Source organism: Micromonospora sp. NPDC049204 (genome assembly GCF_040647935.1).
Classification (GTDB): Bacteria; Actinomycetota; Actinomycetes; order Mycobacteriales; family Micromonosporaceae; genus Micromonospora.
This window is the reverse complement of record NZ_JBEZDC010000001.1, coordinates 319,499-334,583: the sequence shown is the minus strand read 5'-3', so window position 1 is coordinate 334,583 and position 15,085 is coordinate 319,499. Positions and strand designations below refer to the sequence as shown.

Sequence of the window (15,085 nt, the reverse complement as noted above, 5' to 3'; positions counted from 1 at the left end):
AATACATGGCAACCCATTGCCGTCGCGCCATGCCGGCTGCCTGAATCAGCGGGGATGACACCTGGCGGAGGGAACAGCTCATGGGTATGACGCGGCGCGGCGCTCTTGCGGTCACGGCATCGTCGCTCCTCGTGGGCGCGGTCGGGTGCGGAGCACCGGACGGTCCCGGCAAGGCCACCGGCGACACCACGGGTGAGGTGCCGCAGCGACCCGGTCGGGCGGTGACACTCAACGTCCTCGACGTTGCCGGAAATCTGCAGCTGACCCAGGGGATGATCGACGACTTCGTCACCAAGAACCCCGATGTGATCTCCCGGGTGACCTATTCGAAGGCGCCCGCACCGGAACTGTCCGGCAAGATCAAAGCTCAGCAGGGCGCGAACCGGGTGGACATCGGTCTCGTGCTGACCGGCGTCGACGGGCTGGCCGCGGGCATCGAACAGGGCCTCTGGATCGACCTGCTGCCGACCTTCCAGGACCGCCTCGGCGGCATGGGCAACTACCTGGCGCCGGCAGCCGCGATGCAACAGCTCGCCGGCAACGCCGGGGTCACCGTCACCTACTACCCGTCCGGCCCGCTGCTCGAATATCTGCCGGCCCGACTGGCCACACCGCCGAGCACCGCGGAGGCCCTGCTCGCCTGGGCCCGGGCCAACCCCAAGAAGTTCCAGTACGCCCGGCCGGCCAACTCCGGCCCCGGCCGCACATTCCTGATGGGGCTGCCCTACATCCTGGGCGACGCCAATCCCAAGGATCCCACCGCGGGGTGGGACAAGACCTGGGCCTTCCTCAAGGAGTTGGGCCAGTACGTCGACTACTACCCGTCCGGCACCACCGAGACGATGAAGAACCTCGCCAACGGCACGGCTCACCTGATCGTCAGCACGACCGGCTGGGACATCAACCCCCGCGTGCTGGGCACGGTGCCGAAGGAGGCAAGGATCGCCACGATCGACGGCTTCCACTGGGTCACCGACGCGCACTACGCCGTGCTGCCCAAGGGCGTCTCGACCGACACCCAGGCGGCGGTCCTGGCCCTGCTGGCGTTCATGCTCACTCCCGAGCAACAGGCCAAGGCGTACGACGAGGGCTACTTCTACCCGGGCCCGGCGGTGAAGGACGTCGGGCTCACCTCGGCGCCGCAGAAGAGTCAGGACGCGATCCGGGAGTTCGGCCGCCCCGAGTACGAGGCGCTGATCGCCGGCAACCCGACCGAGGTGCCGCTGGACGCGAAGAGCCTCGTGGCGGCGTTCAACCGGTGGGACCGCGAGATCGGCGGCGGGAAGGTCAAGCAGGGATGAGTGCCTTCTCCCAGCTGCGGCTGGACGGGGTGTCCCGTCGGTTCGGCGGTCAGGACGCGCTCACCGAGCTGGACCTCACCATCGAGACGGGCGAGTTCATCGCGTTGCTCGGCCCGTCCGGCTGTGGCAAGTCGACAGCCCTGAACTGCCTGGCCGGGCTCCTGCCGTTGACCCGGGGGAGCATCTGGCAGGACGAGCGGCGGATCGACACCCTGCCGCCGGAGCGCCGGGGCTTCGGCATGGTGTTCCAGAGCTACGCCCTCTTCCCGCACCTGACGGTGCGGGCGAACATCGCCTTCGGGCTGCGTATGCGGCGGCTGCCGAAGGAGGAGACGCGCCGGCGTACGGCGGAGGCGGTGCGGCTGGTGCGGCTGGAGGACCACGTCGACAAGCTGCCCGGTCAGCTGTCCGGTGGTCAGCAGCAGCGCGTCGCCATCGCCCGCGCGGTCGTGTTCGAGCCGTCGCTGGTATTGATGGACGAGCCGTTGAGCAACCTCGACGCCAAGCTGCGGCTGGAGATGCGGACCGAGATTCGCCGACTGCACCAGTCGCTGGGACTCACCACCGTGTACGTCACCCACGACCAGGAGGAGGCGCTCTCCCTGGCCGACCGGCTGGTGGTGCTGCGGGAGGGGCGGGTGCAGCAGATCGGGTCGCCGCGCGAGTTGCACACCCGCCCGGCGAACTGGCACGTCGCCGACTTCATGGGCTACCGCAACCTGTGGCGGGGCCGGGTGGTGCGGTGCGACGGCAATCGGGCCACTGTCGAGTCGTCCGGTCAACGCCTGCTCGGCGAGGCCGTCGGCGACCTGGCGAACGGCGCGGACGTGGTGGTCGCGGTGCGCCCCGAGGACATCCGCGTCGACGGGGCCGGGGGGACCTCCAACGCCCTGTCCGCGACGATCGAGGTGGTGGAGTACCAGGGTCGCGAGTTGGCGGCCGAGGCGCGCACCGACACCGGTCAGTCGCTGCACCTGCGTACCGAGCAGCGGATCGCACCCGGTGACCAGGTCAAGCTCGCCATCGACCCGCAGCGGCTGCTGGTCTATCCCGCCGGCGCGACTGCGGAGACCGACCGCCTGGCCGACGCGTCGGTGGCGACACGGTGACCGCCCCCGGGTCCGGCCGACCGTCGGCGCACTGGCAACACCGTCTCGCCGAACGGGGCATCGACCGTCAGCTCCTCCTGCTGGTCCCGGCGCTGGTCTTCGTCATCGCCCTGTTCCTCTATCCGTTCTTCTACGGGTTGACGCTGTCGTTCCAGCCGACCAACGGCGGGCCGTTCAGCGACTACGCCCGGTTCTTCTCCGACGCCTACGAGCGCGGCACGATCTGGATCACGCTGCGGATCGCGCTGCCCGCCGCGCTCCTGAACGTCCTCGCCGCCGTGCCGATCGCCTACCGGATGCGCGGCCGGTTCCGGGGCAAGCGGCTGGTCACCACGCTGCTGGTCGTGCCGATCACGCTCGGCACCGTCCTCACCGCCCAGGGGCTGCTGAACTTCCTCGGCCCGACCGGCTGGTTCAACCGGATCCTGCTCGCCACGCACCTCGTCGACGAGCCGGTACGACTGACCCACAACTACTGGGGTGTGTTCTTCTCGCTGGTGATCACCGGCTTTCCGTTCGCGTTCCTGCTGGTGCTCTCCTACCTCTCCGGGATCGACCCCACCCTGGAACGGGCGGCCGCGACGCTGGGGGCGGACTGGCGTCGCCGGTTCACCCGGATCACCCTCCCGCTGCTGATGCCCGGCCTCGCCACGACGTTCTGCCTGACGTTCGTCCTGGCGTTCAGCGTGTTCCCGTCGGCCGTCCTGGTCGGCAACCCGGCCGGTGAGACCCGGGTCATCTCCCTCGCCGCCTACCAGGCGGCGTACGAGCAGTACGACTACCCGTACGCGTCGGCGATCGCCATGATCATGGGCTTCGTCGAGTTGGTCGTCATCGCGGTGGTGCTGGCCGCGCGCAGTCGCTTCTACACCGGCGCCACCGGAGGCAAGGGCTGATGGCCTCGATCACCCAGGCGCCACCGGCGCGACCCACCGCCACCAGCACCGACCGGCGTCGGCGCCTCGCCGCCCGGCCGGCCGCCTGGATCGTGTGGGGCGTCGTCATCTTCTTCTTCGTCAACCTGCTGGGCGTCGTGGCGTCCGTGCTGGTCAGCTCGTTCGGCGAGCGCTGGTTCGACACCTGGCTCCCGGACGGCTACACCACGAGTTGGTACGGCCGGGCCTGGGACGAGTTCGCGCTCCTGCAGGTCATCGTCGTGACGCTTGAGGTCTCCGTACTCGTCGTGGGCCTCTCGCTGCTGATCGGTGTGCCGGCGGCCTACGTTCTCGCGCGGCGGTCCTTCCCCGGCAAACGGCTGATCTTCCTCGTGTTCCTGCTGCCCATCCTCATGCCCCCGATCACGTACGGCATCCCGCTGGCGACGGTCCTCTACAAGTTCGGGCTGGCCGGAAACATGTCCGGGGTGGTGCTCGCCAACCTCGTACCCTCGGTGCCCTTCGTCATCCTGACCATGACCCCGTTCATCGAGCAGATCGACCCGCGCATCGAGAGCGCCGCGCGGATGTGCGGCGCGGGGCTGCGTACGGTGTTTCTCCGGGTCCTCACGCCGCTGCTCGTGCCGGGCATCCTCGCCTCGGCGATCCTCGTCCTCGTCCGGACCGTCGGCATGTTCGAGCTGACCTTCCTGACCGCGGGTCCCGACTCGCAGACCCTCGTCGTGGCGCTCTACTACTCGATGTCCGCGTCCGGCATCCGGGCGCAGCAGTCGGTGGACGCCATGGCGGTCATCTACACGTCGATGATGCTCGTGCTGCTCGTCGTCGCCCTGCGCTACGTCAACCCGACCCAGCTCGTGGCCCAGGTCAAGGAGGACCCCGAGCACTGACGCCCGGCGAGCGGCCCGGTCAACCGCCCACCACGTCCCGGGACGCCGTGGTGGCCCGCCAGCCGACGTCCGGGCCGGCCGCCAACTCGTCGAGGATCTCGCCCACGCGGCCCGCGACCGTGCGGAGAGCGGGCAGCTTCGCGCGCAGCCCGCGGTAGGTCGTGGCGAGGGTCGGGTCGACCGCGACCGGCTCGGCGCGGGCACTCGCAGGACTGAGCAGGGTGACGGCCTCGGTGAGATCGGCGGCGAGGCCGATCGCGAAGAGCCCGAGCGCCGCCGCGCCGAGGGCGGCGTCGTCGTCCTCGCCGACCACCTGGGTCGGACAGTCCAGGACCGCGGCCATCACCGCACGCCACAGCGGAGACCGGAACGCGCCGCCGGCCAGCCGAACGCTGCTGACCGGTGTCAGCTCGGCCAGGTGGTCCCGGACGCCGCCGAGGTGCAGGCACACACCCTCCAGCGCGGCGCGCACCAGGTGACCTCGGGAGTGCTCGCTCCGCAGGCCCAGATACGCGCCCGGCGGGCCGGAACCGACAGCCGGTGCCCGCTCGGCCAGCAGGTAGGGCAGCATCACGAGGCCGTCGCTGCCCGGGGCGACCCGTTCGGCGAGGGCCAGGAACTCGGGTGCGGCGAGCTGGTCATCGGACGCCTCGCGGCGGTCCGGGTCGGCGGCGCTACCGGCCCACCGCACGACATTGCCGCCGTTGTTGACCGTCCTGCCGACCACCCACGCGTCCTCGGTCAACGCGGCGCAGGAGAAGGTCTCCGCCGGGTCGACGAGCGGCGCCGCGACGACCGTCCGCAGGGCACCGGTGGCCGCGAGCGTCAGACCGGCGACGGTGCTGTCGATCGCCGCCATGCCCAGGCTGCTCGACGGGCCGTCGGCCGCGCCCATGACGACAGGTGTGCCGGATGGCAGGCCGACCGCCTGTCCGGCCGCCGAGGAGAGCCGCAACACGCCCGTCGTGGGCAGGACCGGCGGCAGTTGGCTGCCGGACACCCCGACGAGATCGAGTACGCCCGCGTTCCACACCCGCCGGTGGACGTCGAACATGCCGGTGCCGGACGCCGACGACAGCTCGGTCACCAACGTCCCGGTCAGCCGATGGACCAGGTAGTCCTTCAGGCCGATCCACCACCGCGTCGCGGCGCAGAGGTACGGCTCGTGGCGGGCAAACCAGATCAGCTTGCACAGCGGGCTTCCCGGGTGCACGGGCGTGCCGGTGATCCGGTGCAGCTCCCGGCTCTGGCCGGAGATCCGCAGGTCGCGGGCCACGTCCGTGGACCGTGTGTCCCGCCCGGTCAGCAGCGGCGTCACCGGGCTGAGTGTCGCGTCCAGTCCGATCACGCCGTACCTGGGGGAGCTGACCGCGAGGGCCACGACCTCCGCCCCGGCGACGTCGGCGACACACGCGGACACCGCCGCCAGGGTGGCCGCCACCAGCACGTCGGGGTCCTGCACCTGCCAGCCTGGCACCGGTTGGAGCAGCGGGTACGCCCGCGTCCGGACGTGTCGGGCCGAGCCGTCCAGCGCGAACGCGCCCGCCCGCACGGCGGTGGTGCCCACGTCGACCCCGAGGATGACACGACGCTCCGGCCCCATGAGCACATGGTCGAGCGGTGTTCGACGGGTGGGCAAGCGGTTGCGCGCAGTTGTCGTGCCGGGTGGGCCGCCGAGTGCGGTGTGGAGCCGATGACTGTTCGAGGCGCGGAGTGCTTCTGCTCGCCACTGGTGCCGGCGGCGGCGCCAGAGCCCGGGGTCAATGGCCGACGACGCGGCCGAGGAAGCGCTCACCAACCTCGGCGATGTCGTCGGTGGTCCACTCGAGGGCGGGGGTGGCGACGGTGACCTCGGTCATCGCCATACCCGGCACGGCGGTGTCCTGCCACCCGGCGACGAACCACACCTTGTCCTCCTCGGCGAGTGCGAGCGCGGCGTCGTTGAGCGCCTGCGCCGGGTGAGGCAGCCAGAGCCGGAATCGATGGGTGTGCGGCGGTTCTGGATACACCCGCGCGCCGGGAAGCGCGCTGAGTGCCGCGGCGACTGTTCGCGCGTGCCGCACGTAATCGGGGATGCGTGGCAGCTCCCGGTCGAGGCCGGCGAGTGCGCTCAGAGCGGCTGGCCACTGCTGGAACACCTCGCCGCCGCAGCGGTGCCGCCAGATGCGGGCGTAGGAGGCGAGCTGCGTGGTGCCCGCGAGCGCCGCCCCGCTGATACCGCCGATCGTCTTGTAGAACGAGACGTAGGTGCTGTCGGCGAGGTCGGCGATCTCGCTGAGGGTGTGTGCCAGGTGTGGGGTGGATTCCCAGATTCGGGCACCGTCGACATGTACGCGGGCGCCGATGGCGCGCGCTGCGGCGGATGCGGCGGCGAGCTCGTCCCAGGAGGGGAGGACGAAGCCGGCGTCGCGCAGCGGGAGTTCGATGACGACGGTGCTCACGGGTTCGGCGAGGGCGTTGATCTCCTCGGCCGTGGGGTTGCGGGGCGCGGTGGTCGGCCAGGTGCTGCGCAGACCGCTCAGGTGGGCGTAGGCATGCCGTTCGTCCATCTCCAGGTGGCCGAGCGGGTGGAGAGCGACCGTCGGGTGCCCGGTGCGGTCAGCGCCATAGCGCAGCGCGACCTGCTGGGCCATCGTGCCGGTGGGGAAGAAGACGGCGGCCTCGGTTCCCAGTAGTCCTGCCACGCGTTCTTCCAGCGCGTTCACCGGACCGTCGCCGTAGAAGTCGGGCTGACCGTCCAGATCACCGCCCGCGTCCATGTCCGCGAGCCGCTCCCTCATTGTCGTGGGCCGGATGCCGGAAAGAATCTGGTCACAGGCGCGCAGCGCGGCAAGCCGACGCTGCCTGGTGTTGGCAGACATCGGCGGATCGTCGCATGTCAGCGCAACAGGGACCAATCGGTTTTCGGCGGCGGGCAATCAGCGTCAACGAACGACCTGCCCCAGTCGGAATCGGCCTGGCTGGACGACATCGGCGTAGGTCCCGAAGCAGGCTGCCCGCCCGAGCCCGGCCACCGGGATGCGGTAGTGCCGGGCCAGGGCGCTCAGCACCGAGAGGTCAGCCGGTAGTTCGGCCTGGGAAAGCCCGGGGACGATGCACCTCGGGGTGGGCAGGACCACCCGGAGGACGACATCGCCCAGGCGAAGTTCCTGCCCCGGTTCCGGGTCACGCGGTGCGTCGATGACCAGGTTCGGACGAAACCGCGTCGCGGCCACACTGCCACCTCCCATGCGCCCACCCAGCAGAGACAGCGCGCCGGTGGTCACGATGTGAACGGCGCCGAAGTCGACGAACCGGCCCACCCGCCCCGCGCCCGCGATCGCCGTGATGGTGTCCTGACCGGGCCGGGCGCCGTCCATCCAATCGGGCACCATGCCTACGTCGTCAGGCAACGTCCGGTGCAGTCTCGCGTCGGGCGGCAACTCGCGGCTCGACCGCACCGGGCGGCCCAGGTGCTTGCTGAGCGCGGCATCTGCCGCCGCGCTTCCGGCTGGCACCGATGTGCCGTCGACGTGCAGCGTCAGGGTCGTCTCCGGGGCGTCGTCCCGCATGCTCGTGCCGACATCGAGCAGGCGCCCCCATCGTCGTGGGTGTTTGGCGCTGCCGACCGTCCCGTCGCCGCGGTCGATACAGGCCCACGTCCGGTCGCCGCGCAGACCGGTCTGCTCGACGTCGGCCGCGGTGAGTGCCTCCCCCCGGGCGCTCTTGAGCGGGTAACGCCGGATCGCGACAACCGTCTGCATGACGGTCATGCTGCCTCACCGCGTCACCACTCGGAGACGGGTGGCGCGAGGAATACCCGCTCCATGCCGGCGAGCGGGCGTTGCGGTTCGACATTCCGGTGGCCGCTAGCCGCAGACCGGCGACGGTGTTGTCGATCGCCGCCATGCCGAGGTCGTGCTGACCGGGGCGGCCTGCTCGGTGCAGTTCTCGGGGGACCGGGCGTTGATACTGCGTCTGGTGTCTGTCGGCGAGACCGACCCGTACAACGACTGGATCTGGCTCACCGGGTACGTGCTCGACGCGAAGGGGCTGGCCACGGCCAAGCGCGACCTCTACGTCCTGGGGGCCGGGTTGCGCGTCCAACGGCGTGTGCAGCCGGCGCGGTCCAGTTTGCGCGCGATGGCCTGAGAGCGTGCGGGTTCGCAACCGGGGATGGCTGCGCTCGACGTCTAAGAAGGAAGCGTGGAACCGTGCGCCAGGTGGCGGGGTTGCACGATGGATTCCGGATAGCCGGCGCCGGGCGTGAAGGGGATCGCTGTCATCGGGCGTAGAGGGGTGTCAGACGCATGACGCTCCCTGGAGGACAACGATCCATGACTGGAACCCTCTCGTGACCGGGCCACCCGTGTGTGCGGTCGCTCCCGGCTCCCGGGCCGGCACCGACCCGCCCGACGACCTCGGCGCGGTGGCCGACGTCGTCCTGATCAGGCTGTCGCGCGCCGAGCCGGAGAGGTTCGCGCTGCTCTTCGACAGGTACTACCCGGAGATCCACCGGTTCGCCGCGAACCGGCTCGGCCCGACCGCCGCCGACGACCTGGCGGCGGAGACCTTCCTGATCGCCTTCGCCAAACGGACCCGATTCGATGCGGGAGACCCCGCCGGCGACGGTGCCCCGGCCGAGCACGCACCGGGCGGGCACGTCCGGGCGTGGCTGTACGGCATCGCCACGAACCTCGTCCGCCGCCAGCGGCGTAGCGAGCAGCGGCGCTACCGGGCAATGGCCCGGGCACCGCAGGACCAGTCCGTCGTCGGTCACGACGAGCGGATCACCGCGATGGTCAGTGCGCAGAGCGTGCACCGCGATCTGGCCAGGGCACTGGCCTCACTCTCGGCCCGGGACCGGGACGTACTCCTGCTCGTCGCGCTCGGCGAACTCACCTATCACGAGGTCGCGGCAGCCCTGGAAATTCCGTACGGCACGGTCTGTTCCCGGCTCAGCCGGGCGCGTCGCAAGGTGCGCGAGGCGCTTGGCGACACCGATCCGAGCGGCCACGATCGAGACCTGGGGGACCTGTGATGGACGACGTGCGGATGATTCGCGACGTACTGGGGAAGGCTCCGGCACCGTCCGCCGAGGCGACGGCGCGGGCCCGGGCGGCCCTGCTCGTGCAGGCTCGGGCCGAATCCGTGGCGTCGCCGTGGCGTCGCCGTTTCGCAGCGGTGCGTATCCGGCCGGCGGGCCGCAGTGGCCGGCTCGGCGCCCGGTGGTGGCATGTGTCGCTCGGCGGGCTCGGCATCTCGGCTGCGGTTGCCACGGCGCTTGTCGTGCCGGCGATCCTCGGGCCGGCGACGGTTCCCGGCGGCCCGGACCGGGGTGGGGTGGGCAGCCTCCCCGCCACGGTCCCGATCGGCGACGGCGACGACGCCGGGACGGTGCTGCGGCTGGTCGCCGCGAACGCCCGGCTCGACCGGGCTGCCGAGGCCCGGCCGGGGCAGTTCATCTACCGGGTGGGCGAGGAACGGTCCCTGTCGCTGATCGGCGATATCGACGGCGCCGGGCCGCTGGCCAGGGTCTGGCTGGCTCGCCGGCACGAGATGTGGTCCACCGTGGAGGGCCTGCGGTCGGCGCGGACGCGCATCACCGAGGGGGTCAGCCGTACCCCGCTGACCCCGGCCGACGCCAAGCTCGCCCGCGAACTCGGGTACGACCTGACCGCACCGCCGGAGGTCGAGGAGTACGGGCCGACGCCCGACTACCAGCCGCCCGCCGACTGTGCGAGCTGCCCGGCGGTCCGGGACCCGGGCGACGTGTACCGGCCGACGCCGGCGTACCTGGCGAGCCTGCCGACCGATCCGGCCCGGCTACTGGCCACCCTGCGGGAGGCGGTCGGCGACCAGAACAAGCACTCTCCCGACGGACAGGTCTTCACCAGGGTCCTGGACCTGCTCCGGGAGGTCGCCCCGATCGTGCCTCCCGACGTTCGGGCGGCCCTCTACCAGGCGGTCGCACTGATTCCCGGAGTCGAACGGGTCGAGGGCCGGGTCGAACTGGCTGGTCGGCAGGGTGTCGCGATCGGCCGCGACGGTGAGTCGACCGGCAACGATGCCCAGCGGGAGGAACTGGTCTTCGACGCCGCGGGGCGTGAACTGCTCGGTTTCCGTTCGGTGCAGATCCGGACGGAGCGCGGCATCCCGGCCGGGACCGTGGTGGCAGTACAGGTGCCCACGTTCACCATCGTCGACCGGGTCGGTGAGGTCCGATGACCGCCGGGAGAGGCTGGTTCCGGGTCGGCGGTGGACGGCGACTACTGGCCGTCGCACTGTCCGTGGCGTCGCTCCTCACGGTTGTGCCGTCGTACGCGGCGGCCGGTGCCCCTTCCGCCGGGCCGACGCGGGCAGTCGGCGACGGCGCGACGGCCGGTGCCGGGCGGGGCGTGCCGAGGACCGCCGGCACGGTGACGCTGATAACCGGGGACGTGGTCCGGCTGGATCCGGAGGGCGAACCCTCGGTTGCGCCGGCTGCCGGGCGGGACGGGACCGCTCCGGTCCGGCCCCGGGCCGTCTCGTACGCCCGCTACCAGCGTGACGGCGCCTGGTACGTGGTCCCCACCGACGCCGTACCCCTGCTCCGGGCGGACCTGCTCGACGAGCGGCTGTTCGACGTCACCGGCCTGTTGGCGCAGGGCTACGACGACAACGCCAGTCCGGTGCTGCCGTTGCTGGTCCAGTACGCCGACCCCGGCCAGGCCCGGCGGGCGGTCCCGTTGGCGGGAACGGGGGCCCGCCGGGTGCTGCCCGGGTTGAACCTGACCGCGAACGACCAGCCGAAGGCGACGGGTGCCCGGTTCTGGGCGGACCTGGTCCGCCAGGCGAACCCGGCGGCCCGGAGCATCCGCGGCGGCGTCCGGAAGGTGTGGTTGAACGCCCGTTACCGGGCGAGCCTGCATCGGAGCGTGCCGCAGATCGGCGCACCCACGGCGTGGCAGGCGGGCTACACCGGCAGGGGTGTCACGGTCGCGGTCCTCGACTCCGGGTACGACACCGACCATCCGGACCTGGCCGGTCGGGTATCGGCGGCGCAGGACTTCACCGGGACGGGGAGCGTCGAGGACCGGTTCGGCCACGGCACCCACGTGGCGGCGACCGTCGGGGGCTCGGGGGCGGCCGGTCGGCATCGCGGTGTCGCCCCGGACGCGAAGCTGGCGGTGGGCAAGGTGCTCGACGACTCCGGCGATGGATCCGAGGAGTGGATTCTCGCCGGCATGGAATGGGCGGCCACGAAGGCCGGTGCGAAGGTGGTGAACCTGAGCCTCGGCGGCGGCCCGAGCGACGGCACCGACCCGGTCAGCCAGGCGGTCGACCGGCTCAGCGCGGATCACGGCACCCTCTTCGTGGCCGCCGCCGGCAACCGGGGGGCGTACGCGCCGGTGTCGGCTCCGGCCAGCGCCAACGCCGCCCTCGCGGTCTCCAGTGTGGACCCCGCCGATCGGATCAGTGAGTTCTCCAGCCGGGGACCCCGGGTCTGGGACGGGGCACCGAAACCCGAGCTGGCCGCGCCGGGGGAGGCGATCCTGGCCGCCCGGGCGACCGGGGCGTACCCGGGGATCGCCGGCCACCCCGACCACGTGCCGCTCTCCGGCACCTCGATGGCCGCACCGCACGTCGCCGGGGCGGCGGCGATCCTCGCGCAGCGGCACCCCGAGTGGACCGGTGCGCAGCTCAAGGCGGCCCTGGTCGGCGCCGCCGCGCCGGCCCGGGAGTCCCGGGTCTTCGACGTCGGCGCCGGTCGGATCGACGTGGCCCGGGCTGTCACCCAGCCGGTGCGGGCCGAGGTGGCGTCCCTCGCCATGGATCTGCCCTGGGGGGCGCCGGGCGGCACCCGGCAACTGACCTACCGCAACGACGGGTCGACGCCTGTCACGCTGCGGCTGGCGCTGAGCCTGGCCGACACCGCCGGCCAGCCGGCCCCGCCGCAGCTGGCCACGCTCGGCGCGACGACCCTCACCGTGCCGGCCCGGGGCAGCGCCGCCGTCCCGGTGCGGATCGCCGGGCGGCAGCGGGCCGGGACGTACGGCGGGGTCGTGGTCGCCACCGCCGGTGAGACAAGCGTCCGCACCCCGGTCGGGGTGCGGCAGGCCACCGAGACGCACGAGGTCACCGTCCGACTGCTGGACCAGCAGGGCCGGCCCAGCGACAGCGGCACCACGATGGTCGTCGGCATCGACGCCCAGAACGCCGGTTTCCGGGACTTCGTGTGGGGATCGGGTTCGGTGTCGGTGCCCGCCGGGCGGTACGCCCTGCTGTCCAGCGTCTATCTGCCGCCACCGCCGAACGGCGGGCTCCGGACCGCCGTACTCGGTTATCCGGGTCTGACGCTTGCCGACGACACCACGGTGACCCTGGACGCCCGGTGGGCCCGGGCGGTACCGCTGGGCGTGGCCGACCAGCCGGCCGCGACCGAGGGGCTGCGCGAGATCGTCATCGGCGGGCGGTGGTCCGGCGACCCGACCAACACCGGCATGGGGAACATCGTCGAACCGGGCTTCGGCGAGGTGCTGGTGGGCAGCGCACCCGGGGTGAGCGCGGAGGAGTTCAGCCTCACCGACATGGCGGTTCTGGAACGGCCGATGCTGCAACTGTCGGCGACCGCACCGGAACGGTTCCCGGTTCGGGTCGGCTGGCTCTGGAAGCCCGGGCCGACACCACCCTTCGAGGGGACCGCGCGACTTCCGGTCGTCCGGCTCGTGGTCGGTCCGACCGGCGAACTGCCCGACGTGGACGTGGCAGACGCGCTCGCCGTGCTCACCTCAGCTAATGACGAGGCGGAACCGTTCGCGCTGGCCCCGGTGGTACGCCAGCTCCAGCAGCGGGGCGCCCGGATGGTGTTGCTGGCGACCGGGCAGTTCGGTTGGGCGGGCGAGCCACTCGCCCTGCCGACCATCAGCTCGGGACCCGGATATCCAGGGATCGACCGATTCGTCGAACTCGCCGGTGCGGGGACACTCACCGCGACCGTGACCGGGCAGCCGGTCAGTCCATACCGTTACCAGCTTGGCTACCAGGTTCGGGGCGGGATCCCGGCGGACCTGGCGTACCGGCCGACGACCGGGGAACTGGCCGCCGTCCCGACCAGCTACCACGACGCGGGCGAGGGGGTACGGCAGGTCCGCGCGAGTCTCCGGCTTGGCGACGAGTACCACGGGTTGTTTGCGTCGAGCCCGGTGTTCGCGCCACTGCGACGTACCGAGTACTACACGCCGGGCAGTTGGCGAATCTCGCTCGGAAACGACATCTTCCCGGCGGTGGCGAGGACGGAGCTGAGGCTGCGGCCGGGAGCCAACCCGGCGACCAGTTGGGATAAGGCGGTGGTGGGGCCGGCGTTGACCGGGCCGACCGTGGACAACGTCGGCAAGCCGTGGGTGAGCCGACAGGGGGACGTTGTCGACGTGATGTTGCCGATGTTCAGCGACTCCAGCGGCCATCCGAGACCCGTTGACGCGTTCGATGACGGCACCACGGGCAGCACCAGCCTGTACCGGAACGGGCAGCTTCTCGGCACCGTCGCCGAGCCCGGCCGGGGGCAGTTCGCCGTACCGGCCGCAGCGGCGACGTACCGGCTCACCGCCTCGGCGACGCACCACTCGCCGACCTGGCGGTCGAGCACGACGGTCAGCGGGTCGTGGACCTTCCGGTCCGCCACGGTATCGGGCCGGCAGCCACTGCCGCTGCTGGGAATGCTCCTCGACGCACCTGTCGACCTGCGCAACACCGTGTCGGTCGGTGACCGCCGACCGGTGCGGATGTCGGTGCACCGGCAGGGCGGGGTGGCCGGGCGGCCGGTGGTGACGGTGACTGTCGCCGCCTCGTACGACGACGGCCGGAGCTGGCACGCGGTGCCGGTCAGCCGGGACGGTGAAGGCTGGCTGGCGCTGGTGCCACACCGCCGTGCCGGTCACGTGTCGCTGCGGGCGAACGCCGCCGACGCGGACGGCAACGCGGTGGAGCAGACGGTGCTCCGGGCGTACCGGGTCGGCGGCTAACGCGGTGGGTGGGGATTCCGTCGGTGCGGAATCCCCACCGTCTCCGGCCCGATACCCCGTGGGCAACGGGCCGTACGCGAACGGACTCGCTGGCAGGTCACGTAACGCCCGGGGGCGTTCAGACCAGGAACTCCTCCCGCATCCGCGCGCCCAGGTTGATGCCGCCGACGGCCCGTGGCCCGGCCGGATCGTGCACGGCGACCGTGTTGTTGCGGCGCATCAGCTCACGGACGGCGGGCGGCAGTCGCGGCGGGTCGTCCATGGCCACGAGGACCTGCCCGGCACTGGAGATCAGCCCATCGGCCAGGGCGGCGGCGTCGGTGTCCACCCGCACCCGGCCGTACTCCCAGCCGGCGGTGGTCAGGTCGAGCACCTCGAACACCCGGGTCAGCAGCGGGTTCGGGTCGGTCACCCGGTCGAGCCGGGGCGCCCGACTGCCGACCACCGTGACAGCGGCGGCCACCTGCGCGTACGGGTGGAAGCCGGACGGCAGTGCGAACAGCGGCCAGCGCAGCGCGGGACCGGCCTCCTTCCACAGCGGCCGGTAGTTGCGGCGGTGCACCAGCAGCCGCCGGCCCGTCCGTCGGTGGATCTCCTGTGCCTGGGACTGCAGGTCCACATGCGCCTCGTCGGCGACCTGACCCACGATCTGGGCTGCCACCACCAGGCCGTCGTCGCTGTCCAGTGTCGCGGTGAGCGCCTCGACCTGCTCGGTGAACCGGATCCGCGCGTGGGGACCGTACCGGTGCTGCACGTCGCGGAGCAGCGCCTGCTGTCGTGCCGGATCGAGCTGGACGCGCCTTCCGCCCAGCAACCGCCGGAGCCAACGCATGTCGCCTCGTTTCAGCAGAGCCGTCGTCGGTCGGCGGCAATGCTAGTGCGTCGGCCCCACCCCGTGTGCCTTCG

12 protein-coding genes are annotated in these 15,085 nt (G+C 71.9%); 8 read left to right on the top strand and 4 right to left on the bottom strand.

The features are described 5' to 3' along the window. The first annotated feature begins 80 nt into the window (after positions 1 to 80). From AB0A90_RS01615 to AB0A90_RS01600, 4 genes are read left to right on the top strand one after another with little or no spacing between them, the layout of a single operon-like run. Positions 81 to 1,301 carry an extracellular solute-binding protein gene (locus AB0A90_RS01615; protein ID WP_357239891.1) on the top strand — a complete coding sequence of 407 codons (1,221 nt, stop codon included), beginning with the start codon at positions 81 to 83 and terminating at the stop codon, positions 1,299 to 1,301. Then, complete coding sequence (locus AB0A90_RS01610) at positions 1,298 to 2,410, top strand: ABC transporter ATP-binding protein (RefSeq protein ID WP_357239888.1); 1,113 nt, start codon at positions 1,298 to 1,300, stop codon at positions 2,408 to 2,410. The genes AB0A90_RS01615 and AB0A90_RS01610 overlap by 4 nt, the downstream gene beginning before the upstream one ends. Further along, positions 2,407 to 3,306: an ABC transporter permease gene (locus AB0A90_RS01605; RefSeq protein WP_357239885.1), complete on the top strand. Its 900-nt coding sequence runs from the start codon at positions 2,407 to 2,409 to the stop codon at positions 3,304 to 3,306. The genes AB0A90_RS01610 and AB0A90_RS01605 overlap by 4 nt, the downstream gene beginning before the upstream one ends. After that, on the top strand, positions 3,306 to 4,196 hold the full coding sequence (locus tag AB0A90_RS01600; protein WP_357239882.1) for an ABC transporter permease: 891 nt from the start codon (positions 3,306 to 3,308) through the stop codon (positions 4,194 to 4,196). Before AB0A90_RS01605 ends, AB0A90_RS01600 begins: the two co-directional genes overlap by 1 nt. Positions 4,197 to 4,215: 19 nt before the next feature. Here AB0A90_RS01600 and AB0A90_RS01595 read toward each other — a convergent pair whose 3' ends face one another. The 3 genes from AB0A90_RS01595 to AB0A90_RS01585 form a co-directional block, all read right to left on the bottom strand. Next, positions 4,216 to 5,799: a gluconokinase gene (locus AB0A90_RS01595; protein WP_357239879.1), complete on the bottom strand. Its 1,584-nt coding sequence runs from the start codon at positions 5,797 to 5,799 to the stop codon at positions 4,216 to 4,218. Positions 5,800 to 5,956: 157 nt separating this feature from the next. Next, positions 5,957 to 7,057 (bottom strand): beta-eliminating lyase-related protein, encoded by a 1,101-nt coding sequence (locus AB0A90_RS01590; protein WP_357239876.1) that lies wholly within the window; start codon positions 7,055 to 7,057, stop codon positions 5,957 to 5,959. A 63-nt stretch (positions 7,058 to 7,120) separates the two neighbouring features. After that, positions 7,121 to 7,939, bottom strand: coding sequence for an MOSC N-terminal beta barrel domain-containing protein (locus AB0A90_RS01585; protein ID WP_357239874.1), 819 nt, complete (start codon positions 7,937 to 7,939; stop codon positions 7,121 to 7,123). A 217-nt stretch (positions 7,940 to 8,156) separates the two neighbouring features. On the opposite strand from AB0A90_RS01585, the gene AB0A90_RS01580 reads away from it, so the two are divergent. From AB0A90_RS01580 to AB0A90_RS01565, 4 genes are all read left to right on the top strand, one after another. Next, positions 8,157 to 8,327, top strand: a complete 171-nt coding sequence (locus AB0A90_RS01580) for a hypothetical protein (RefSeq protein WP_357239871.1) — start codon at positions 8,157 to 8,159, stop codon at positions 8,325 to 8,327. A gap of 277 nt (positions 8,328 to 8,604) precedes the next feature. Beyond that, on the top strand, positions 8,605 to 9,216 hold the full coding sequence (locus AB0A90_RS01575; RefSeq protein WP_357240656.1) for an RNA polymerase sigma factor: 612 nt from the start codon (positions 8,605 to 8,607) through the stop codon (positions 9,214 to 9,216). Beyond that, positions 9,216 to 10,403 (top strand): CU044_5270 family protein, encoded by a 1,188-nt coding sequence (locus tag AB0A90_RS01570; RefSeq protein WP_357239868.1) that lies wholly within the window; start codon positions 9,216 to 9,218, stop codon positions 10,401 to 10,403. Before AB0A90_RS01575 ends, AB0A90_RS01570 begins: the two co-directional genes overlap by 1 nt. Then, positions 10,400 to 14,179 (top strand): S8 family serine peptidase, encoded by a 3,780-nt coding sequence (locus AB0A90_RS01565; RefSeq protein WP_357239865.1) that lies wholly within the window; start codon positions 10,400 to 10,402, stop codon positions 14,177 to 14,179. The genes AB0A90_RS01570 and AB0A90_RS01565 overlap by 4 nt, the downstream gene beginning before the upstream one ends. A 118-nt stretch (positions 14,180 to 14,297) precedes the next feature. Here AB0A90_RS01565 and AB0A90_RS01560 read toward each other — a convergent pair whose 3' ends face one another. Continuing rightward, complete coding sequence (locus AB0A90_RS01560; protein WP_357239862.1) at positions 14,298 to 15,011, bottom strand: hypothetical protein; 714 nt, start codon at positions 15,009 to 15,011, stop codon at positions 14,298 to 14,300. Positions 15,012 to 15,085 lie beyond the last annotated feature (74 nt).